Annotated in this window: 22 protein-coding genes; 14 read left to right on the top strand and 8 right to left on the bottom strand. The window is 43.3% G+C overall.

Annotated features, from left to right (window positions below):
- Nucleotides 1-299 precede the first annotated feature (299 nt).
- From ffh to JMX82_RS10185, 7 genes are all read left to right on the top strand, one after another.
- Complete coding sequence (gene ffh / locus JMX82_RS10215; protein ID WP_201540459.1) at nt 300-1850, top strand: signal recognition particle protein; 1551 nt, start codon at nt 300-302, stop codon at nt 1848-1850.
- A 204-nt stretch (nt 1851-2054) separates the two neighbouring features.
- On the top strand, nt 2055-2738 hold the full coding sequence (gene tsaB, locus JMX82_RS10210; protein WP_201540497.1) for a tRNA (adenosine(37)-N6)-threonylcarbamoyltransferase complex dimerization subunit type 1 TsaB: 684 nt from the start codon (nt 2055-2057) through the stop codon (nt 2736-2738).
- A 96-nt stretch (nt 2739-2834) separates the two neighbouring features.
- Nucleotides 2835-3677, top strand: a complete 843-nt coding sequence (locus JMX82_RS10205) for an undecaprenyl-diphosphate phosphatase (protein WP_109589588.1) — start codon at nt 2835-2837, stop codon at nt 3675-3677.
- A 46-nt stretch (nt 3678-3723) separates the two neighbouring features.
- Nucleotides 3724-4644: a class I SAM-dependent methyltransferase gene (locus JMX82_RS10200; protein WP_227676602.1), complete on the top strand. Its 921-nt coding sequence runs from the start codon at nt 3724-3726 to the stop codon at nt 4642-4644.
- Nucleotides 4645-4789: 145 nt separating this feature from the next.
- The gene (locus tag JMX82_RS10195; RefSeq protein WP_087815087.1) at nt 4790-5032 is read left to right on the top strand and encodes a hypothetical protein; all 243 of its coding nucleotides are present in this window, start codon (nt 4790-4792) and stop codon (nt 5030-5032) included.
- Between the two features lie 107 nt (nt 5033-5139).
- On the top strand, nt 5140-6057 hold the full coding sequence (ubiA, locus tag JMX82_RS10190; RefSeq protein WP_201540458.1) for a 4-hydroxybenzoate octaprenyltransferase: 918 nt from the start codon (nt 5140-5142) through the stop codon (nt 6055-6057).
- Complete coding sequence (locus JMX82_RS10185; protein WP_227676601.1) at nt 6050-6724, top strand: DUF4112 domain-containing protein; 675 nt, start codon at nt 6050-6052, stop codon at nt 6722-6724. Before ubiA ends, JMX82_RS10185 begins: the two co-directional genes overlap by 8 nt.
- Before the next feature lie 119 nt (nt 6725-6843).
- On the opposite strand, the gene JMX82_RS10180 is transcribed toward JMX82_RS10185, so the two are convergent.
- Together JMX82_RS10180 and JMX82_RS10175 are read right to left on the bottom strand one after the other, a co-directional pair.
- Nucleotides 6844-7473: a hypothetical protein gene (locus JMX82_RS10180; protein WP_227676599.1), complete on the bottom strand. Its 630-nt coding sequence runs from the start codon at nt 7471-7473 to the stop codon at nt 6844-6846.
- A gap of 129 nt (nt 7474-7602) precedes the next feature.
- On the bottom strand, nt 7603-8235 hold the full coding sequence (locus tag JMX82_RS10175; protein ID WP_201540456.1) for a hypothetical protein: 633 nt from the start codon (nt 8233-8235) through the stop codon (nt 7603-7605).
- 195 nt (nt 8236-8430) lie between these two features.
- On the opposite strand from JMX82_RS10175, the gene yiaA reads away from it, so the two are divergent.
- Nucleotides 8431-8988 carry an inner membrane protein YiaA gene (yiaA, locus tag JMX82_RS10170; protein WP_055124683.1) on the top strand — a complete coding sequence of 186 codons (558 nt, stop codon included), beginning with the start codon at nt 8431-8433 and terminating at the stop codon, nt 8986-8988.
- Nucleotides 8989-9005: 17 nt separating this feature from the next.
- Here the strand turns inward: yiaA and mnmD are convergent, their stop codons facing one another.
- From mnmD to ispZ, 4 genes are all read right to left on the bottom strand, one after another.
- Nucleotides 9006-11171, bottom strand: coding sequence for a tRNA (5-methylaminomethyl-2-thiouridine)(34)-methyltransferase MnmD (gene mnmD / locus JMX82_RS10165; RefSeq protein WP_413786768.1), 2166 nt, complete (start codon nt 11169-11171; stop codon nt 9006-9008).
- 44 nt (nt 11172-11215) lie between these two features.
- Nucleotides 11216-11590 (bottom strand): hypothetical protein, encoded by a 375-nt coding sequence (locus JMX82_RS10160; protein WP_227676597.1) that lies wholly within the window; start codon nt 11588-11590, stop codon nt 11216-11218.
- Nucleotides 11591-11652: 62 nt separating this feature from the next.
- Nucleotides 11653-11982 carry a YciI family protein gene (locus JMX82_RS10155; protein WP_109589571.1) on the bottom strand — a complete coding sequence of 110 codons (330 nt, stop codon included), beginning with the start codon at nt 11980-11982 and terminating at the stop codon, nt 11653-11655.
- A 148-nt stretch (nt 11983-12130) separates the two neighbouring features.
- Nucleotides 12131-12682 carry a septation protein IspZ gene (ispZ, locus tag JMX82_RS10150; protein ID WP_045444273.1) on the bottom strand — a complete coding sequence of 184 codons (552 nt, stop codon included), beginning with the start codon at nt 12680-12682 and terminating at the stop codon, nt 12131-12133.
- 222 nt (nt 12683-12904) lie between these two features.
- On the opposite strand from ispZ, the gene JMX82_RS10145 reads away from it, so the two are divergent.
- Entirely contained in the window at nt 12905-13786 is an 882-nt protein-coding gene (locus JMX82_RS10145; RefSeq protein WP_060491734.1) for a PHP domain-containing protein, read from the top strand.
- Between the two features lie 362 nt (nt 13787-14148).
- Complete coding sequence (locus JMX82_RS10140) at nt 14149-15606, top strand: sensor domain-containing diguanylate cyclase (RefSeq protein ID WP_201540454.1); 1458 nt, start codon at nt 14149-14151, stop codon at nt 15604-15606.
- Nucleotides 15607-15638: 32 nt separating this feature from the next.
- On the opposite strand, the gene truD is transcribed toward JMX82_RS10140, so the two are convergent.
- Nucleotides 15639-16895, bottom strand: a complete 1257-nt coding sequence (gene truD / locus JMX82_RS10135; protein WP_227676596.1) for a tRNA pseudouridine(13) synthase TruD — start codon at nt 16893-16895, stop codon at nt 15639-15641.
- Between the two features lie 267 nt (nt 16896-17162).
- Here truD and JMX82_RS10130 point away from each other — a divergent pair, with 267 nt between their 5' ends.
- From JMX82_RS10130 to JMX82_RS10125, 3 genes are all read left to right on the top strand, one after another.
- Nucleotides 17163-18653 carry an FAD-dependent oxidoreductase gene (locus JMX82_RS10130; protein ID WP_227676594.1) on the top strand — a complete coding sequence of 497 codons (1491 nt, stop codon included), beginning with the start codon at nt 17163-17165 and terminating at the stop codon, nt 18651-18653.
- Nucleotides 18610-18816, top strand: coding sequence for a hypothetical protein (locus JMX82_RS14260; protein WP_227676590.1), 207 nt, complete (start codon nt 18610-18612; stop codon nt 18814-18816). The genes JMX82_RS10130 and JMX82_RS14260 overlap by 44 nt, the downstream gene beginning before the upstream one ends.
- Nucleotides 18817-18906: 90 nt before the next feature.
- Complete coding sequence (locus JMX82_RS10125) at nt 18907-19518, top strand: GNAT family N-acetyltransferase (RefSeq protein ID WP_201540453.1); 612 nt, start codon at nt 18907-18909, stop codon at nt 19516-19518.
- 30 nt (nt 19519-19548) lie between these two features.
- Here JMX82_RS10125 and JMX82_RS10120 read toward each other — a convergent pair whose 3' ends face one another.
- Nucleotides 19549-19710, bottom strand: a complete 162-nt coding sequence (locus JMX82_RS10120; RefSeq protein WP_227676031.1) for a hypothetical protein — start codon at nt 19708-19710, stop codon at nt 19549-19551.
- Nucleotides 19711-19957: 247 nt separating this feature from the next.
- Here JMX82_RS10120 and JMX82_RS10115 point away from each other — a divergent pair, with 247 nt between their 5' ends.
- Complete coding sequence (locus JMX82_RS10115) at nt 19958-20326, top strand: hypothetical protein (RefSeq protein WP_201540452.1); 369 nt, start codon at nt 19958-19960, stop codon at nt 20324-20326.
- Nucleotides 20327-20455 lie beyond the last annotated feature (129 nt).

The raw sequence follows: 20455 nt of genomic DNA, 5'->3' as shown, positions 1-20455 counted from the left end.
CATATGCCTAGCTTATAAAGTGATTGTCTATAAGTCATAAAGTGTCGCGCCAAGCTTTGGTAATGCTGTATTTGCAAAATCATTATAATTTTGGCGTCTTCTTGGTGCTATAGTGTTGATAATAGACTGTTTTTTATCATTGTTTTTATGAAGATACGATTAAATACTTTACAGTATTCCCTAATAATATTTATCCGCCATTTAAGCTGAAGCCAGTTTTAGCTAAGTATTGTTTTAAGTAAGCATTATTTTAAGTAAATATTGTTTTCACCAAGAATTATTTTAACTGAGAGTTATTTATGTTTGATACCTTAACAGAACGCTTATCGTCGAGCCTGCGTAATATCGCAGGAACTGGGCAGTTGACCGAAGACAACATCAAAGATACCCTGCGTGAAGTGCGTATGGCGCTACTAGAAGCCGACGTCGCGCTACCCGTCACCCGTGACTTTGTAAAGCGCGTCAAAGAGCAAGCGCTTGGCGCGGAAGTGCTGAAAGAATTGGCACCGGGGCAAGCCTTTGTCAAAATCGTCCATGACGAGCTGACCGAAATGATGGGCAGTGCCAATCAGCAGCTTGAGATGACGGGTAAGCCACCAGTTGTTTATTTACTGGCTGGTTTGCAAGGGGCAGGTAAAACCACCACGGCCGGTAAATTGGCAAAGTTTTTACAAGAGCGTCATAAGAAAAAGGTGATGCTAGTATCCGCTGACGTCTATCGTCCAGCGGCGATTGCTCAGCTTGAGCAAGTGGCAGGTCAAGTGAATGCCAAGTTTGTTAATTCAAGTAGCGACGAAAACCCGATAGACATCGCGCTGCGTGCTATCGAAGAAGCTAAAATTCAATATCAAGATATTTTGATTATTGATACCGCTGGTCGTCTGGCTATCGATGAGACTATGATGGCTGAGATTAAGGCGTTAACTGCAGCGGTCAATCCTTCTGAAACGCTATTTGTCGTTGATGCGATGACGGGTCAGGATGCGGCAAATACTGCCAAAGCCTTTAATGATGCGCTGCCATTAACCGGTGTTATCTTAACCAAGACCGATGGTGATGCGCGCGGCGGTGCGGCACTTTCTGTACGTGCGATTACTGGCAAACCGATTAAGTTTTTAGGTCGCGGTGAAAAACTAGACGCGTTAGAGCTTTTCCATCCTGAACGTATCGCTCAGCGTATTCTTGGTATGGGTGACGTCTTAAGCCTAGTCGAAGAAGTTGAACAAAAAATCGACCGTGATAAAGCCGAAAAAATGGCTAAAAAGATGCAAAAGGGCGGTGATTTCGACCTTGAGGATCTATTGACCCAATTCCAACAAATGAAAAGCATGGGCGGCATGGCAGGCTTCTTAGATAAGATGCCAGGTATGGGCGGCTCGGATATGCAAAAAGCGGTCGAAGACGCTAAGCCAGAAGAAAAAGTACGTGAGATGGAAGCGTTGATTAATTCGATGACGCCATTTGAGCGCAAAAATCCTGATAAAATTAACCCAAGCCGTAAGCGCCGTATTGCCGCAGGTTCGGGACGTGAGATTCAAGACGTCAATCGTTTGCTTAAACAACACAAGCAAATGGCAAAAATGATGAAAATGATTTCCAAGCCTGAAGGCATCAGTAAAATGATGAAATCGATGCAAGGGTTGATGGGTGGCGGCGGTGCTGGTGGCGGCGGTGGCGGTCCTTTATTTGGTGGCGGCGGTCAGCAAGGCGGCGTCAAGGATGTGAATCCACAACAAATGGCTAAGCAGATGGGTTTGGATCCAAACAACATGCCAAGCACCGAAGAGATGCAAAAACAAATGCAGGAAATACAGAATCAAGCGCCAAAAAAGTTTAAAACCCGTTTTTAATTGATAGATGCTTAGATTGCTATAGTATTGAATTCTTAATGAAAACCCCAAGGTGCAAGTCACTTTGGGGTTTTTTATGCCTGTCATGTTCCCATAAATATTGATGGATTAAATGTGAAAATTTATAAATTAATAAAATTTGCCTATCCTAAATGCTATGATAGGCGCTGTTTTATAATGCTAAGTCAATAGGCCGAGGTTATGATGTTTTTAGCAATGGATACCGTGTTTGATCAGTGTTCGATCGCGATTTTAGATGCCAGTGGTCAAGTGCTATCGAGTCATACGGATACGGGTAAACGCCAGCAAACCCAGCAAATTCTACCGATGATTGACGTCGCTTTGTCCGAGGCTAAGCTCAACCTTGCTGATTTACAAGCCTTGATATTTAACCGTGGTCCTGGTGCCTTTAGCGGCATACGGATTAATACGGCAGTAGTACAAGCATTGTCTGTCGCCCATGATATTCCTTGTGTCGGAGTCTCAAGCCTACAAGCGATTGCGCAAGCGGCGTATCAAAAATATGGTGTGACCGAAGTGTATAGCGCCCTTGATGCGCGTATGCAGCAAGTGTATTTTGGGCAATATGTGCTAATAGACAACCTTATGCAGGCGGTTAATCAAGAAAATGGCGAAGATACCGAGCAGTTGCTCGATTATGACAGCCAGACCGTGCTTAATATTCCCATTGCTGGCAATGGTGCGCCGTTATTAACATTACATGACGGTCAGATCATTCAGGCAGATATTCACCCTGACGCTACTGTGATAGGGCAGCTTGGTATTGCTCAATTTATGGAGACAGGCGGCACAGAAGCCTCGCAAGCGTTACCAAAGTATCTGCGCAATCAAGCGTGGAAAACACTTAAAGAACAAGGTAAGGCGTAACCATCATATTAATGCCAGCCATTATCAGTGCTATATAAAATATAAAAACACTCTAAAACGCTATTAGCCAATAGATCCATATTTAGGAAAGCCATCGTGGATATCATTTTATTAATTCAAGCTGTTATCATGGGTATCGTTGAAGGTATCACTGAATTTTTACCCATCTCTAGCACTGGCTACTTGATTTTATCAGCGGATTTGATGGGCTTTTGGACCAAAGAAAAAGTCGATTTATTTGTGGTAGTGGTGCAGCTTGGCGCTATCTTAGCGGTCATTTATGATTACTGGGACAGACTATGGCAAGCGCTTATGGGTCTGCTGACAGGCAAAGCTGAAGGCATGAGTAATCCACGCCAGCTAGGACTTAGCTTGATTGTGGCGACTATTCCGGTGATGATCGTTGGTTTTACCTTCGCCGATGAGATTAAATCATATTTATTTAATCCTATCGTCGTGGCAATTATGCTGATTATCGGTGGCTTATTGATATTCTATGTAGAAAATCGCCCTAAAACGATTATTGCGCAAGAAGCAGAAGACGTCAGTCTAAAAACCGCGTTGATGATTGGTCTGCTGCAATGTCTGGCATTGATACCGGGAACATCACGCTCAGGCGCGACAATTATCGGCGCGCTATGGCTCGGCGTCTCACGTAAAGCTTCCGCTGAATTTTCTTTCTTTTTGGGTATTCCAGTCATCGTGGGCGCGGCATTATTGGATTTGCTGAAGCACCATGATGTATTGACCAATAGCGAGGATTGGCTGGTATTAGGTATAGGTACGGTAGTGTCATTTATCGTCGCCTTACTCTGTATCCGTTTGCTAGTAGAATGGGTCAGTCGTCGTGATTTTAAAATATTTGCGTGGTTACGCATTATTACTGGCATCATTGTATTAATAGCGGCTTGGGGTTTTGGTTATCAAATGGCAGGCTAGAGCCGATTGTGGGATGAGTCTATAAGCCGCGAATAGGAAAGTAGAGATGACCGCTTCACGCCAAGGGTTCAAAGAGAGTAGTAACATTATGCACTGCCAACTATACTATGTCAGCGAGTCGCAGCATAGTCAGGTTGCAGATATACAAGCGTTGATAGTTGCACATCAGCTGCCCATTATTTTACACCTTGAGCTGTTTACCGATAAGCTTAGTCAAAAACGTCGCCAGCAGTTAAGCCAGATAGCTACCCAACCTATATTGTTGTTGGATGAAAAAAACAAGCTATCATGGCTGAGCGATGGGTTAAGCGTTGCACCAGAATGGGATAAGCTGCAACGCCGTGTGGTGAGTGCGGGGCGTAAGTCTGAGTTATTATTACAAGCAGTCAAAATCACATCTGACAGTCAGGTTATCGATGCCACAGCAGGCTTTGGTCATGACAGTTTGATATTAGCCAGTACGGGTGCACAGGTCATTATGCTCGAGCAGCAGCCCTTAATGGCATTGTTATTGTTAGTAGAGCAGCAGCGTATGAGTGGGCTAGCAAATTGGCAAAAGCTGATGAGCCGTCTGCATATTATCAATACCAATGCGCTTGGCTATTTTGCAAGTCTAGCAGCGGATGCGATAGATGACACTAAAGAAATCGATAAGAAATTAATCGATGTGGTTTATCTGGATCCTATGTTTCCGGAAGACAGTTATCAAGATAGCAAAACGGGTAAAGGCGCTAAAGTGGGCAAGCACATGCAAGCCTTACACCAATTGGCTAGCCCACCAACGCTAGAACAAGAAGAACAGTTGCTACAAAGTGCGCAAGCAGTCATCCGTCAAAAGGGACAGAACACAAACATACAGGGGCGCGTGGTCGTTAAGCGTCCGCAATTTGCGCCGTTACTTGCGCATCAACAACCAAGTGAGAGCTGGCATAACGAAGCCGTACGCTTTGATGGTTATTTTGTTTAATAGCCGTTTCTCATCATAATAAATGCGCCTAGCGATTGAACTTAGCTGTTGAACTAAGTTATTTGACTCAGTTATTGAGCTTAGAGCGCGCAGTTAGCAACTTCATATTTGTAAAATTTAGAGTGATTGGATTTAGGAGCAGGGAATGTCGACGTTAATTATTTGGATCATGGGTGCAGGATTATTATTAATAAATATCATGTTGCGCACCCGAATATTAAGGCTAGAAGCTCGTTTAAAAGAGTTCAGTCGTCCTGAAGATTATGTGGCATTTTTGCGTCAACAAGCCGCACAAAAAGACAAAATCCCTGCTATTAAAGCTTTACGTAAACAATATCCTGAGCTGTCGCTCATCGAAGCAAATAAACTGTGGCAGCAAATTCAGTAGCTCGCCAATGTATTAATAATTCAATGTAATAGCACTTCATATAAGAGCTGCCGAAAAAGTAGGCAAACACGCACAAAAAAACCTTCTATTAATGATAATAAAAAGCCATGACATTTAACGACAAACTACAAGCTTACCTGCAGCTGACGCGCTTTGATAAACCAGTAGGTATTGAGCTATTATTATGGCCAACGCTATGGGGCGTAATGCTGGCGGCGATGGGTCAAGCGCAACAGCAAGGTTCAAGTGCAGGTCTACCAAGTCTTAAGATGTTGGTGATTTTTGCGCTGGGCGCGATTTTTATGCGGGCGGCAGGTTGCGCGATCAATGATTTTGCCGATCGTAAGGTCGATGGTCATGTGACCCGCACCAAAGGCCGTCCATTAGCTGATGGGCGTCTGTCTGCTAAAGAAGCAATCGCTGCTTTTTTAGTATTGGTATTACTCAGTGCCAGTTTGCTGTTCTTTTTGCCGATAACCGTATTTTACTGGTCGCTTGGCGCAGTGTTATTGGCATTCATTTATCCATTTATGAAGCGTTTTACCCATTTGCCGCAAGTGTTTTTAGCAGCGGCTTTTGGTTGGGCGATACCGATGGCGTATGTGGCGATACAAGGCGCGCCTGATATCTGGTGTTGGTTGTTGTTTATTGCTTATATGTGTTGGACCGTGGCTTATGATACCCAATATGCTATGGCTGACCGTGAGGATGATTTAAAAATTGGGGTCAAATCAACGGCGATATTATTTGGTCGCTATGATGTGATTATTATCTCGCTGCTACAAACATTGTTTTTGCTTATTATGGGCGCGACCATTTGGCATTACTTTGCACCGACAAGCTTAGGCCTGACGCCAGTATTTGGCTTGGCGTTAGTGGCGATGATGTTTGCTAAGCAAAATAGCGCTTGTGCTACTCGTAATGCAAGAGCCTGTTTTCAGGCGTTTTTAGCCAATATATGGGTAGGGCGTTACGTCTTTGCTCTCATCGCAATCGCTTGCCTATGGACGACTTTTAATGGATAACTTCAAAAAGCTCTCAAAGTCAAAAGCGAAAAAATCTTCTGATGCCAATGCACCTGTTATCGATTATCAAGCAAAGTTAGCTGAGCACGGATTAACACGCGAACAAGTGATCGCCACCGAGCGTAAATTGGCTAAGTTTGCTAATACGATGGATTCGCTGGTACGTGTGCCTTTTACCAAACAAGGCATGGGTGCAGATGCGGCGCTTTCGACGATTCCGCTGGCAGGAGATTTAGCAGGACTGGCTTTAACCAGCTATGCTTTTGTATTAGGGCGTCAGCTAGGTGTGCCAGCGCATAAAATGACGCCTGCGGTCAGACTGGCACTCATTGATATGGTCGTTGGTATCGTACCGGGTATTGGCACGCTGCTCGATATTTTTATTCGCCCCAGTCGTAAGACTTTAGGCATCGTGCATGAGCATCTGCACGATGAATATGGCATTACTGAAACGATGCATATGGATCGACCATTTTTACATCAATCGCTAGAAGACAAACAGCGTAGCCGTTTTGGCGCTTTTTGGCACAATCCTATCATTGCATGGCTGTATTTGCACATTCCTGATCTGTTGGGATTGATCGTTATTGTAGTGATTGGTTGGGGACTGTGGGCAGTAATCAGTTGGCTGGTTAGTCTGTTTGGCAAAGTAACTGGATTTGGCTAGAGAAAAGTTAATAGCATTAAAAAGGCGGCAAATATCATAAATATTTGCCGCCTTTTTAATGCTTAAGAGATTTCTTTTATGTAACTTTTTAAAGGTGCTAAGCTGTATTTTTTAATCAATTACTCAGTGATGACTTCTGCTTCGGCACTGACTGCATCAAAGCTAGTGATTTTGTTATTTTGGACAAGGTCGATAGTACCACCACCAGCATGACTGACCAGCTCGATGCTGCCATCGGTTGATCGATAAGTTGGGTTATTGCCTTGACCTTCTGGTGCACTTAGTGTCATTTTTGGTTTATTAGGTAGGCTAACGATAGCGTTGAGTACGCCTGCTGCTGAGGTTTCAAAAACGACCGAGAGTGATTCACCAGCTGCATTTTTATAACGGACATCAGTAATTTGCGCGCCTTTAATGGCTTGTTCTGGATTTGGTGCTATGGCAGTATTGTTTGCTACCGAGTCTGTTGCACCAAGGTCATTTTCTAGCTCAGTTAAGCTTACATCTTGTTCTGAACTTACTTCAGAATTTGCGATATCATCACCATTATTAGCGGTCTTATCAACATTAATATTGGTAGTCACGGGTGTGCTTTGTACCGCCGCTGCAGAGATTGTTTCGTTATCTGTCTCAGGCTCTGGTGTTTTTTGGCAAGCACTCAATAGTGAGATACTTAAAAAAATAGCAGAAATCGCCTGAAAATAGGGCTTTGATTTTGCAATTGTAAGAGCATCGATTTTCATGATCATACGGCTATCCATTGGCAGAGTTTTTGTTTAAAGTATAGTGAACGACGTAGACTTATTTATCCCTCACAGTCAAATATGACCGTCATTTGCTATTACTATCAATTTCTTGCTTACTATCTACACGCATTATTATTTCAGTTTTAGATTGTCGGCTGCCATACCGCTTTCTTTATACACGTCATCTAAGTATCGACGGCTGGCAAGTAGCTTATCTACAACGCCACTTTGGCTTTGGATATTGAGCTTTTGAGAAAAGTCTAAAATCGAGTCTAATTGATCTAATACCATGTCATAGCTGGTATTTTGTTTGTCGGTATCGATAATGACTGTTTTGGCATAATGTTGATCGAGGCTAAGGTAGTCGCCCATCAATTCTGGAACACGTGTGGTGATGAGTTTATTGAGGGTAAATAGCTGTGATTCAGTGATTTCTTCATGATGGGTAGACTCATATTGTTGTCCAATATTGTCCATAGTCACTCGAAACGCCTTAGGTACTTGCTCGTCATAAAGTAGCTTGATAAAAGGATGTCGAGCTGAAAAATTAATCATGCTGAGCCCATTAGCTCGCTCATGATTTACCTCGTTGTTTACCGCCATATCTGCTTTAGACTGGGTAGCAACAAGATTCGCAGAAGCCAAGTATTCTTGATGCCGCTGTATAGACGCAATCTGTGTGTGCTTAGACTTTTCTTTCATCACAAAAAATATGGGCACGATAACAATTAGGCTAAGCAAAATGAGTAAGGTAAAAAAAGACATGTCGAGGCTCTGTCATAAAAAATGCTATTTATCTAAAAAAATTTTTTAGATTACAATATAACATGCTTGTGTTATGTTAAGGCAAAATAGTGGTCGATAAAAGTTGTATCTCGCTACTGTTTATCTCGCTATTATGTATCTTACCACTATATATTTTACGACTAAGTGCTTGCCTATTTCTAATTAAGGAAGATGATGAATAATGACACGATTACGAAGAGTCAGCTAGCCGCTTATAAACCAACTACTGCTTATGTCGGGACTTCTTGGGCGGTGATGTTGGTGGGTGTCCTAGCGTATTTACTTGGCTTATGGAATGCACAGAGTATGTTATTAAATGAAAAAGGCTATTATATAGCGGTGTTGGCGCTAGGTCTTTATTCAGCAATTAGCTTGCAAAAAACCCTTCGTGATCGTAGTGAAGGTATTCCAACAACCAATATGTATTATCTAATCAGCTGGGCGGCTCTTGGATTATCCATTGCGCTAATCGCTATTGGTTTGATGAATGCGGGAAGTTTAAGCTTAAGTGAAAAAGGCTTTTATATGATGGCATTTACCATGAGTTTATTTGCTGCAGTGACCATTCAAAAAAACACCCGTGACGAAGCACAGATTCGGACTTTAACTGCCCCAATGATTACGACTGATACTCAAAGTAGTACTAAAATTGGTCATCAAGAGTCCCGCGACTCTGACACTGGAAAATCACTTTTTGGTGCGGTTAAATCTAGAATGGAAGGCAGTGATTAAACCTTTGACTAAAAATCTCAAGTAAGCGGTGTTTGTAAACGCGTACGATTTGGCGACAGGCGCGCAAGCATCGCTGTTGATAAGGGGGTAAATGCTCCTAACATCATATCTGTTAATGCTTCAGCACATATTGGTGCGATGGCATATCCCTTAGCTCCCATGGCACTCATTACCCAAGTTCGTTTACTATCTGCTAGTACGCCAACGATAGGATGGTAATCAGGTGTTTGCGTGCGAATACCCGCCCGTCCTTGCCACAAACTAATATCTGTTGGAATAATCGAGTCCATCTCAGGAATGGCAGTCACTAGTTTGTCGCGGCTAATCTGATGCTCTTCTGTGCGGATATCTATGTCGGTATCATTACGTATAAAGCTTGCGCCTAATAAAAACTGAGATTGCTGTTCTACAACATCGTTCAATTGTGCATCATCTGTTTGCGCGGTAAATAACGCACAGTAACCGCTGTATTTAAGCGGTATTTTGGGTAATATGGTGAGCTGTTCGGTTGTGGGCGTAAACCAAGAAAGCTGACCACGAATTTTACGACAATCAAAAATACGCTTGTCCAGTTGATGACTCTCAAAAGCTGCGCAAATGACCACATTATCAGCGCTAATGGATATCGTCTGCTTATCCTGATTACTGCCTGCGACACAAATACTTTCTTCTGTTTCGCTAATACTCTTAACGTCTACTTGCTGAAAGTGGATGAGCGGATGCATTAGGATAGTATCTTTTAATGCTTGTGGATTGACCAAGCCAGACTGTGGTAAATACAAATTCTCTGATAAATCTTGTGTTTTTAACCCGCTGACAGTTTGCGCCTGCTCATGGGATAGTGTGGTGGCCATCTCATCGGGATAATCAGCGATTTGCTCTGTGCCAATATTGGCTTTCATAAGCAGATCAAGAGCGCCCGTTGGTTCAAGTATTGGCACTAATGCTGATTTTTTAGCGTCTACATTTAAGCATCGATATAGCCTGCTGCTATAGAGATAGCCCATAGTATGTAAATGTTCGTCGACATGATGAATGGGCGTCATCTTGGGAGCAAGCAGGGCACGAGGGTTGCCTGATGCGCCTGCCAACGGTGCTGATTTATCTAGCAAAGTCACTTGAATACCACGATTGGCCAATGACCAAGCCGTTAATAGCCCCGAAACGCCAGCGCCAATGACAATGCTATGGGCGGGCAGGTTGTCAGTGGGTTTGGCTGATTGGCTATCGTTGTCGGGCGCGGCGGTGCTAGCATTATTGTAAAAGGTGATGTCTTTACTATTTATGTCTTTACTATTGTTTTCATTATTATTGTCAGTTAAATTTATGGTATCTAGCATGACCGCCGTTAGCATTTCGTTCTTACGACCAAAGCCTTTCACTTTTTTGATCTGAAAGCCACAATCTTGCAGCGCACGTTTGACGATACCGGCACAGCTATAGGTGGCGGCAGTTGTATTGGGGCGTGATAAACGCTGCATTTGTGCAAAAATACTATCCGCCCACAAGGTACTATTGCAAGAGGGCGCAAAACCATCTAAAAACCAAGCGTCAACATAAGGTGCATGCGAGCTAGAAGAGTTACTTGATAGTTTGGCTAAGCTCTCAGCTGCGTCACCCAACCATATATCAACGGTCAAATTATCATCAAAGAAACTCAAACGATGACAGCCCGCAATAAGAGGCGGATAGGCCGCTAATAATAGCTCAATCAGTGTTGTCAATTCAGGCGCGCGCTGTCCCCATAAGGCAAGTATTTGGGTAAGGTCGGTAAGGGGTATCGGGAACTTTTCAGTGGTAATAAAATGCAGTTTTGCAGTTGCTAATTGAGGGTGTATATCTCGCAGCTGTCGCCATAGCTGCCATGTAGCGAGAAAATTCAGTCCAGTACCAAAGCCCAATTCAGCAACCGTAAAGCATTGCTTTGGTGCAAGATTGGTCAGTCGTTCAGGCAATTGATTGTGCGCCAAAAACACATGACGCGATTCCGCTAAACCATCAGCATTTGAGAAGTAAACATCACCAAACTCACCCGATACAGGCACTTTATTACCCGTATCATCCATCTGCCAATCAATCTTGGCAGGGGTGATATTTGATGAGTGAATGCTTAATGACTGAGTGTTTTTAGAGGATATCGACGAGGTATCAGTATCTTTTGATTCGAACATGGATTTAGACATAGACAGTCACATAAGATAAATCAATAAAAAGCGCGTGGTACTAGTTACCAGCGTTCACGGCGGACAAACACCAACCAAGAAACAAAAATACCGACTAGCAAGCTAATTAACACAGTAAATGCACCGTATAAAAAAAGCTGACCTTTGCTCTCGTAGACCAAAACATTTACTTGAGTTTGCAAGTCATTCAACTCGCGCTGCAACTGTGCATTACGGCTTAATAGCTGCTGATTGGCATCGGATAACGCCTTATCAGATGGTTGTAATTGCGCCGCCAATGTATCGCTGATATTCATCACTGAGTTTTTTGTTGGTTGAGCGGTCGATATTGGTTGAGCTGGCACGGGTGTCGTGAGTGTTGGATCAGCCACATCGATAGCTGTCACCGTCGGCGCAGCCTGTGCTGAAACAGTAGCCATAAAAATCATACTAACAATGCTACGCTGATAAGAGCGACTTTTTAACAAAGATAGGCACTGAATCACGATTTTGCTACTTTAACTGATGCGCTGTCATCCGCTTTTGGCAATGTATGGATAAAGGGTTTGATATCTACGTGACTGTACACGCCATCACGTAAGTAAGGCTCATCATTTGCCCATGATTGCGCTGCTTCTGCAGAGTCAAAGTCAGCAATAATTAAGCTGCCTGACATCTCGCCTTTGCCATGCTCGATAGGTGTGGGACCAGCGATAATCAGTCGATTGTCATGATCTAAAGCTTGCAAGCGTTCGACATGTTCAGCGCGGGTAATCTGACGTTGTGCGCTGCTATTGGCCACGTCATGACCAATAATGGCAAATAAGGACATGAGACTTCCTCGATTAATAAAAATTATGATTAATTTAAAGTGTTTTGCTTAATGCGCCTGAGCTAATTGCGATTAATGATTGTCGCTATTGGCATTTAGAAATAGCATTGGCTTTATTATAAAATGATAGAAAATGATAAATTGAGTATTATTTGACGGTTTTATCCGTGAGCGCAGGGTTGAGGTGCTTTTTTAATACGGCAAACTGGGCGATGACGAATACCAACATAATCGGAATCCAGCCGTAAGTTTTAAAGTTAATCCATGCCTCATCTGACATCGTAAACGCTGTGATATAATGCAGTATGCCCATAAAGGCGAAGAATAGTGCCCAAGCGAGAGTGAGTTTTTTCCAGCCACTCATCGTCAGCAAAAAAACATCTTTCATCGCCAATTGCATCAGTGGCTTATTAATCGCAGCACTGACTAAAAGTGTTAGTGCAAAGATACCGTTGATAATGGGTGACTTCCAACGCAGATAGATATCATCACGCAATAATAAAGTACCACCACAAAACAAAATGGTTAATAGTAAGACAACCCATTGCTGTTTATCAAAAGTGCCTTTTTGGCGAATAAAATGAATGGCATAAACAATGATAGTGGCGATGAGCAACGCACCTGCCCCCGCTAAGATACCGCTGTAGCGAGCAGCAATGAAAAAGGCAATTAAGGGAATAAAGTCTAATAAAGCTTTCATAGCAAAGGGGATGTCCGACAAAAACGTATGGGGTAGTTTACACGTCTACTGCGCCAAAAAAAAGCAATCAACACGATAATCATGCTATATCACAGGCCTGCGTAGCAATATCTCATGATTATGACTCATAATCATGACAACTGCCAAATATAACGGCTTATTGGCAATGTGCTCATTTTTTTATTTTCTACACTTTTAATTTTTAATGCTAAGGCTTCTCTTATGAAATTCGATTTACATTGTCACAGCACTTGCTCTGATGGTACTTATGCACCAACGGAAGTAGTGCAGCGCGCCCATGCGGCCGGCGTCAATGTATTGGCATTGACCGATCACGATACGCTGGCAGGAATTGATGAGGCGCGTGAGGCTGCCATTGCCTGCGATATGCAGCTGATTAATGGGGTCGAGATAAGCTGTGAGCACACACTTATTGGTGGGTATGGCAAAAATAAATCAACCAATAAAATCATCCATGTGCTGGGGTTAGATTTTACCGATCGCGAAAAAATGCATGCAACGCTGCAGCAATTACAGGATAGCCGTGCCACGCGTGGTCAGCGAATCACTGAAAAACTCAGCGCGCTATTGGATATTAACTATGATGAGCTGTGGCAAGCCGTACTTGATAAAGCTGGCGGCAATCCACAAGCGGTCGGGCGCGCGCATATTGGTCAAGTATTGTTTGAGCGCGGTGAAGTCAAGACAGTACAAAAAGCCTTTGATAAGTATTTGGCAGATAATAAGCCTGCTTATGTGGCGATTGATGCACTGAGCATGGCTGATGGCATTGAGCTGATCCATGCTTGTGGTGGCAAGGCGGTGTTGGCGCATCCCACGCGCTATCAGCTTTCAGCAACACGAGTCCGTAAACTGATTGAAGAGTTTGCTGGTCTTGGTGGCGATGCTTGTGAGCTGCCGTCGAATAGCGAACCGGTTAGTACTCGCAGAATGGTCGATCGCAGTATCGCTGCCCACAATCTTGTCGCCTCGATCGGCAGTGACTTTCATGGTAGCAATATGCCGTGGCGTCGTTTGGGTGATGTACCGACAATGAACCCTGAGCAGCAGGGAGTTTGGCAGTCTTTTGCAATGTTTTCGTAGCCAAGAATTCATTGCTGAGTACAGTTTTGAATGTTAACTCAGCTGAAATATCAATTGACAGGTTATCCAAAAATCATGCGTCATATGTTGACGCATGAAGGCACTAAATAGATTGATAACTGCGACAGAAATTGCCACACTAGATAAGTGGGATTTATTTTTAAAAATGAAATCGTCGATGTTAACTCCCATTTAGTTTAAAAAATGTAGTACCGACACTCGCATTCTTATCTACTTAAGTTTTTGGGAATGGTATAAGGTAAAAAGTCATATCATTTATTATTGTTGATTCAGGCTTTTGATTTTTATTTAATGGTTTTAATGTCGACTTAATAACTTTCAATATTTGCGGTAGCCCTACTATGGCTGTATCGATATCTCATCTAGGCTACACCAAGCTATCTCAAGCAATTTTTGAGTGGCAAGCTGCTGATAAAACGTCATTACTGGCTTTATTTATGGTGATGGAGGTATCTTTACACTGGCTATGGTGTTTATTTGTTTGGTGGCGCCGCGATATTTATGACACCTATGTCGATATAGCCCTGCTGTATCCACTATGGTTCGGCGTGACACTGGTAGCTTTGTTTTTATTATGGATGACCAGTCGTTTTTCACCTGTCAAAAAAGCCAATAGCAATTTGTATAAATGGCAAGGCATACTAATTACGGTTTATAGTGCCTATATTGCAATGGTTATTTTAGTTTTAGGACATAGTAGCTTGGTCGCGGGCGTCTCTTTAGTCGGCGGTGCGATACTGGGGATGATGCTTATACGTCGGCGCTATGTATGGAGAGCGTTTTTAGGGCACGCAGCCGTCATTCTGGCAGTCACATTTATTCCTTATCTTGGCGTTACTTTACCCAATCTGCGTCAAATGACGCTCACGGTCATTCCTCTTGATACCTATTATAGTTATATCAATTACAGTGAAATTACGACAATAGAAAATGCCATCTCTGCCTCTATTTTTCAAAATGGCACACTAAATTGGGACAGTGTTGATCAATTGCGCCGATCTTCCGCTTTTTTTTGGCGTTCTACACATATTTATATGGCGCTACCAAAAGCTATTTTTATTATCTATATGTTTCGTACTTTGTTACTAATATTGGATGACAGTAAAAAGGAAATTCTACAGCATGCCAATCAAGATGAGCTAACTCAACTCAAAAGTCGCCGTTACGGGATGATGCAAATGAAGCAGGTGCTGAAGTCAGTAGAAGACCATCAAGATATCAGCGTTATTTTATTGGATTTGGATTGGTTTAAAGAGGTCAATGACAGTTACGGTCATGAGATCGGGGATCGAGTATTGGTAGAGGTCGCACAGACGCTCTTGCAGTCTTTAACTGATGAAACAATCGTGAGTCGCTATGGCGGTGAGGAGTTTTTGATTGTGTTGCCAGATACGAAGCACGACACAGCTATGATAATTGCTGAACAATTACGGCGCGTTATCGCCAAACACGTCATCATTCTCGATGACGATACAATCTTTAGTGTGACTGCCAGCTTGGGGCTATATACACTGACCCATGGTGAGCGTAATTGTATACAACAAGCCTGCGAAACTCTGAATAAAAAGGATGCATCGCAGTCGCTTGCTAAACCGCAGAGAATCCCCTCGTATAGTAGCAAACGCGTGAATCGTAAAATTCCCGCAGTGCAGCTACCTCACGATATTTGCCAGCGCTTAATTTGTATGGCAGATAAGGCTTTGTATGAAGCCAAAGGCTGTGGCCGTGATCAAGTGGTGAGTGCCAACGAGATGTTGGCAGCAAAAAATAATAATATTGAGGCGCTCTATGGCATATAGCTGGCTGCCATAGTCGAAGGTTTAATTATGCTTTAGTGTATTAATTGTTTTACTAAGCTTGCCAAGACACTGGTGGCAAAGCTACCTGTCGTTAACGTAAAGCTGAGCACCAATGTCTGTTCATTATCTTTATTCTGCCATTCCCAAGACAGCGCTTCAATAGGTAGGCGCAGCGCGCGGCGCTGTGCTTTTACATCGCGCTGCTCTAAGCCATCGGCTAAGCGAGCCAGTAGCGGATTTTGCTGAGTCACATTTTTCTCAATATTTGCCGCCATGCCGCTGACTTTATCATTATCCTTGCCCCATAATGCAGCAGTGGGATGGATGTCACCCGTCTCAAGGCGTGAACGCAACGTGTCGTCTATGGCTTCGCTAGTAAATATTGACCCTGAACCCTCTAAGTTAAACACTTCGCCTGCCAGCCCAGTATTCCAGCTGCCATCACGCACTCGTACTGCCAATATCTCATTGAAAATTAAGCTACGTGCGGCAGACAGCTCCATCGTATTCTGCTCACGTGGCGCGTGCTTGCGTTTGCTCTTTTTGGGTTGTGCTCGACTTTGCTGTAGTGGGAGCGCAAACAGCGATAATGCTTCTCTAATATTATTGCCATTACGTCCAAAACGCTGAGGGCCGAAATAATTGGGCACGCCAGCTATAGCGATGCTTGCTAAATGCTGCTCGACATCTTGTTTCGCCGACAATAATTGCTCAGGTGCTGGCAATGCTGTGTCAAAATCAGCAAATTGGATATCACGCAAGGTAATGATGAATTGATTAGCGCGATGCGTGCCGCGATTGAGCTTTTTGTTGTGCCATTGCTGGTCGAGGATAGTGACCGATTCATCAGCTCCGATATCGACTGGTGCAAACTCAGCAGCTGGCAGTTGTTTTTTTGGGATTCGCAAGCTAAACCACTGGGTTGTCAATGCATGGCGATCTTTAAGACCTGAATAACCAACATCACGCAGAGGAATCTCTGCCCACTCTGACAGCAGTTTGGCAAGATAAGCGGTATTCATCCCTAATTTTTGGATATGCAGCCATAAATGCTCACCTTCACCGGTGAATTCGAGCGGCAATAGCTCATTAACGATAAAGTCTGTTGCGTGGGCTTTATAGGTTGCTTGCTGCACAGGTGGTTGAAGAGGCTGCGGTAACTGCGCAGTATCCGTCGCTACGGTAATATCGATACTTGCCGTATCAAACTGCTCATTATCAAATTGATTGTTTTCAAGAGCGGATTGAGGGCTAGCATTAATATCGGTCATGTCATCACGAGAAGTCATAAAGTTATCTTTTATTTTGAGGATAAGATTTAAAAAAATAGGTAAGCATAGGGATTAACAGTTAACGATTACGTTTTGCAACGCAGGAAACATACAAAAAAAACAGCGTGTGCGAAAGTGTCTTGTTACTATCAATGGATAGCGTTTTAAAAAAGCATTTAAACAAACGTATCGAGAATGGTATTTTTCGTTGAAACTGGCTGATGCAATAGGGTTATTTTCAACACGTTTGATTCAGGGAACCATTATAACTGTTAAGGAAGACTTATGACCAATGCAACGATTGATACAGTAACTATTAATAAGGCTGATATTGCCAGTGGCGGCATGAAATCTTACAAGCAAGATGATGATAGTATCATTTTGATTACCCGCGACGACGATGAATTTCAGGCGTTCGATGGCAAATGCCCGCACGCAGGCGCAGATTTAGGCACAGGCTTACGTTGTGGCAATCGCGTGGTCTGTCCTTGGCATCATGCGACTTTTGATAGCCGTGATGGCACGCTGTTAGAGCCAGTAGCGATAGCAGGATTGACTCAATATGAAGTGACCGATAATGGCGACAGCTTGACGGTAAATACTTCAGCGAAGATAGACAAAAAGATTGCAAATGATAAGCTGATCGATACGCATACGCTCATCGTGGGCGGCGGCGCAGCAGGTTTTATGACAGCGCATCAGCTTCGTAACACTGGCTATGGCGGCAAAATCACCTTGATTAGTGCTGATGATAAAGCTCCTTATAACCGTTCATTATTGTCCAAAGCGTTTTTAGCGGGCAATATGCCTGAAGAGAAGCTTCTACTAGGCGGCGCAGATTGGGCGAGCAAATACGATATTAATTTGCGCTTGAATCAAACTGTCAGCGAAGTATCGCCCAATGAACGTACCATTATCATTAAAGATAAAAATGGTCATAGTGACAGACAAACCGCTGATTTTTTAGTGGTTGCAACAGGCGCTGAGCCAAAGATACCGCCTTTTAAAGGGGCTGAGCTTGATGGCGTTTATACGCTGCGCAGTATGGATGATGCCAAATTGATAAAAGCGGCCAGTCACGATCAGCGTGTGGTGATTGTTGGTACAGGCTTTATCGGTATGGAAGTCGCTTCCGCATTGGCACAAGCAGGCACGACGGCTTCTATTACGGTCATCGGACAAGACCATCGCGTCATGGGAAATATTGTCTCCGAAACCGTCAGTAATGCGCTGATCAAGCTGCATAAAGAAAAAGGCATTCAGTTTGTTTTTGATGCCACGGTCAATGAAATCGCTGAGGTCAAAAGGGTTGTTAATCAGTCTGAGAATGAAGAAGAAAACCAAACCTTTTCACAAGTGGGCGGTGTCACGCTGGCGAATGGTGAGCAAGTTGATGCAGATATTGTGATTTTGGGGACTGGCGTAGCACCACGTATAGAACTATTCGAAGAAGTAAACGCGCCAGATGGCGTGCAAGTGGATGAGTATTTACAGCTGCGTGATGGGGTTTATGCATTGGGTGATATTGCAAAAGCTTCTGGGCAAATGGGGCGCATGCGCATTGAACATTGGCGCGTGGCCTTGCAACATGGCTTAGTGACTGCGGCTGCGATATTAAATGATGATAGTGTCAGCTCGCTCGCCGCGCGCATCCCTTTCTTTTGGACGATGCAATATGGTAAAAGCCTACGCTATAGTGGACATGCGGCGACACCCGATCATAATATCTTATTTGGTATCGCCAGATACATTAGATTATATCGAATACTACTTTGATGGTGATGGGGAAGACACACGTGCTAGTGCGGCTAGCACTTTAGGGCGTGATAAAGAATTGGTTGCCTTTTCTGAGCTGCTCCGCCGTGGTCATGCGCCAACGCGTGCACAGCTTAAGGCAGGATTTAATATTATCGATCAAGCACAGGCTTTATCGCCCTAGCACTCAAGATGGATACATATTACTATTAAGGCTGACCTATCGATTTGGGTCAGTTTTTTTAATACAAACAAGGAAAGGAAAAATTATAATATGAATGATGAAAACTACTTGGATAGAGAGTCTGTGTTTTTACGACAAGCGCAAGCCGATGATATTAGTGCACTTGAGCAATTATTAAATCGCTGTTATCGCGAGACCGCAGGTTGGACCAATGAGGCGGATTTAATTGGCGGTATTCGAACCACGTCAGCCGAGCTCGCTGCCGTGATTAATGACCCTAATCACTATTACTTTGTCTATCCAAAAACGACAACGGGCGACCGTGATGGAGAGGAAACGGGTGAGATACTTGGTTGTATCGCTGTCGATATCAAAACCGATGCTGACTCAAATAACAAAGCCTACATCGGTATGTTTGCGGTAGATCCAGAGCTGCAGGGGCATGGCGTTGGCAATGTGATTTTGCAAGCGGCAGAAACCTTTGCTACTCGTCATCTACAGTCAGATGGGCAAGCAGCAGCTAAAAATACTGCGCGTTTGACCATGTCCATTTTGAGTCATCGTCCTGAGCTGTTGGCTTACTATCAGCGCCGAGGTTATGAGCTAAATGGTAATAAAATGCCATTTCCAAATGACGGCAATAATGGTGAGCCAAAGCGTGAAGATTTAGAATTATTGGAGTTAGAAAAAATGGTTCATTAAAGAATATTGAATGTTTAAAGGCTGATTTTATTAACCCCAAAAATGACCAAAGGTCATAAACAGCCCAACACTTAGCAGTATAAATGCCACGATAATTAAGCGCTTGAACCAGTTAAAAGCGGGCAAGCGCGTGGCATTATCATCAGACATCAGATAAGCAAACAAAAATAACAAACTTGCTGCCAAGGTCATAATTCCCAGACCAATCGGTAATATAAAAAAGTACACCTGCCACACAGTTATCTCGCAACGGTTTTGAATACCACATCATAGCAGTATCGTGAAGGTACTGTCAGTATGCCCCGCACGTTAATTTCTTCATCTCATTAAATTATAAAAGCTATTCATCATAAATCTAAACTTGTATTCTAAAATTAAGTTGGGTATTTAGAAGTAATTCTGTATAGTGAAGTAACATTATAGATACATTGAGATTGAGATGATTAATCTGAAAAAACTGGCAGTCATAGCATTACTAACACCGCTATTTGTCGCATGCTCTAATGCACCTTCTGAAAGCACAGTTGAAGCGTTAATCGAGGCACAATACGAGCAAGCGAATAGTATGATGGACGATGCGATGGCGAACGCAGGCAATGATGAGATGGCAAAGGCGATGAGCGGCATGATGGAGGGTATGATGCCAAAGCTTGAACGCGTCGAGAATATCAACTGTGACACTGTCGAGGGCGACAATACTTATATGTGTACCGCTGATATCACTCAGACAATCGCGGGGGAGAGCCGCACTAACAAGACCAATTTCAAAGTTTATCAAGTGAACGATGAATGGGTATTAGGCAATTAGAACCAAAACTTAATATTTAAATAATTTTATAAAGGAATATATCCAGATATGCCTAGGGCGTGTCCCTAATTCAGTTTGCAATGAATCATAGTACAAGCTAGATACAGCATAGACTTATAATTACGAGCC

It is taken from the genome of Psychrobacter sp. 1044, assembly GCF_904846525.1.
GTDB lineage: Bacteria > Pseudomonadota > Gammaproteobacteria > Pseudomonadales > Moraxellaceae > Psychrobacter.
The sequence above is the reverse complement of the archived record's forward strand: the minus strand, read 5'-3'. Positions and strand labels throughout refer to the sequence as shown.

Bases quoted from the DNA above. Each gene is read 5' to 3' on its own strand.
- ffh (WP_201540459.1), top strand. From the start codon at position 300: ATGTTTGATACCTTAACAGAACGCTTATCGTCGAGCCTGCGTAATATC.
- tsaB (WP_201540497.1), top strand. From the start codon at position 2,055: ATGTTTTTAGCAATGGATACCGTGTTTGATCAGTGTTCGATCGCGATT.
- JMX82_RS10200 (WP_227676602.1), top strand. From the start codon at position 3,724: ATGACCGCTTCACGCCAAGGGTTCAAAGAGAGTAGTAACATTATGCAC.
- JMX82_RS10195 (WP_087815087.1), top strand. From the start codon at position 4,790: ATGTCGACGTTAATTATTTGGATCATGGGTGCAGGATTATTATTAATA.
- ubiA (WP_201540458.1), top strand. From the start codon at position 5,140: ATGACATTTAACGACAAACTACAAGCTTACCTGCAGCTGACGCGCTTT.
- JMX82_RS10185 (WP_227676601.1), top strand. From the start codon at position 6,050: ATGGATAACTTCAAAAAGCTCTCAAAGTCAAAAGCGAAAAAATCTTCT.
- JMX82_RS10180 (WP_227676599.1), bottom strand. From the start codon at position 7,473: ATGATCATGAAAATCGATGCTCTTACAATTGCAAAATCAAAGCCCTAT.
- JMX82_RS10175 (WP_201540456.1), bottom strand. From the start codon at position 8,235: ATGTCTTTTTTTACCTTACTCATTTTGCTTAGCCTAATTGTTATCGTG.
- yiaA (WP_055124683.1), top strand. From the start codon at position 8,431: ATGAATAATGACACGATTACGAAGAGTCAGCTAGCCGCTTATAAACCA.
- mnmD (WP_413786768.1), bottom strand. From the start codon at position 11,171: ATGTCTAAATCCATGTTCGAATCAAAAGATACTGATACCTCGTCGATA.
- JMX82_RS10160 (WP_227676597.1), bottom strand. From the start codon at position 11,590: ATGGCTACTGTTTCAGCACAGGCTGCGCCGACGGTGACAGCTATCGAT.
- JMX82_RS10155 (WP_109589571.1), bottom strand. From the start codon at position 11,982: ATGTCCTTATTTGCCATTATTGGTCATGACGTGGCCAATAGCAGCGCA.
- ispZ (WP_045444273.1), bottom strand. From the start codon at position 12,682: ATGAAAGCTTTATTAGACTTTATTCCCTTAATTGCCTTTTTCATTGCT.
- JMX82_RS10145 (WP_060491734.1), top strand. From the start codon at position 12,905: ATGAAATTCGATTTACATTGTCACAGCACTTGCTCTGATGGTACTTAT.
- JMX82_RS10140 (WP_201540454.1), top strand. From the start codon at position 14,149: ATGGCTGTATCGATATCTCATCTAGGCTACACCAAGCTATCTCAAGCA.
- truD (WP_227676596.1), bottom strand. From the start codon at position 16,895: ATGACTTCTCGTGATGACATGACCGATATTAATGCTAGCCCTCAATCC.
- JMX82_RS10130 (WP_227676594.1), top strand. From the start codon at position 17,163: ATGACCAATGCAACGATTGATACAGTAACTATTAATAAGGCTGATATT.
- JMX82_RS10125 (WP_201540453.1), top strand. From the start codon at position 18,907: ATGAATGATGAAAACTACTTGGATAGAGAGTCTGTGTTTTTACGACAA.
- JMX82_RS10120 (WP_227676031.1), bottom strand. From the start codon at position 19,710: ATGACCTTGGCAGCAAGTTTGTTATTTTTGTTTGCTTATCTGATGTCT.
- JMX82_RS10115 (WP_201540452.1), top strand. From the start codon at position 19,958: ATGATTAATCTGAAAAAACTGGCAGTCATAGCATTACTAACACCGCTA.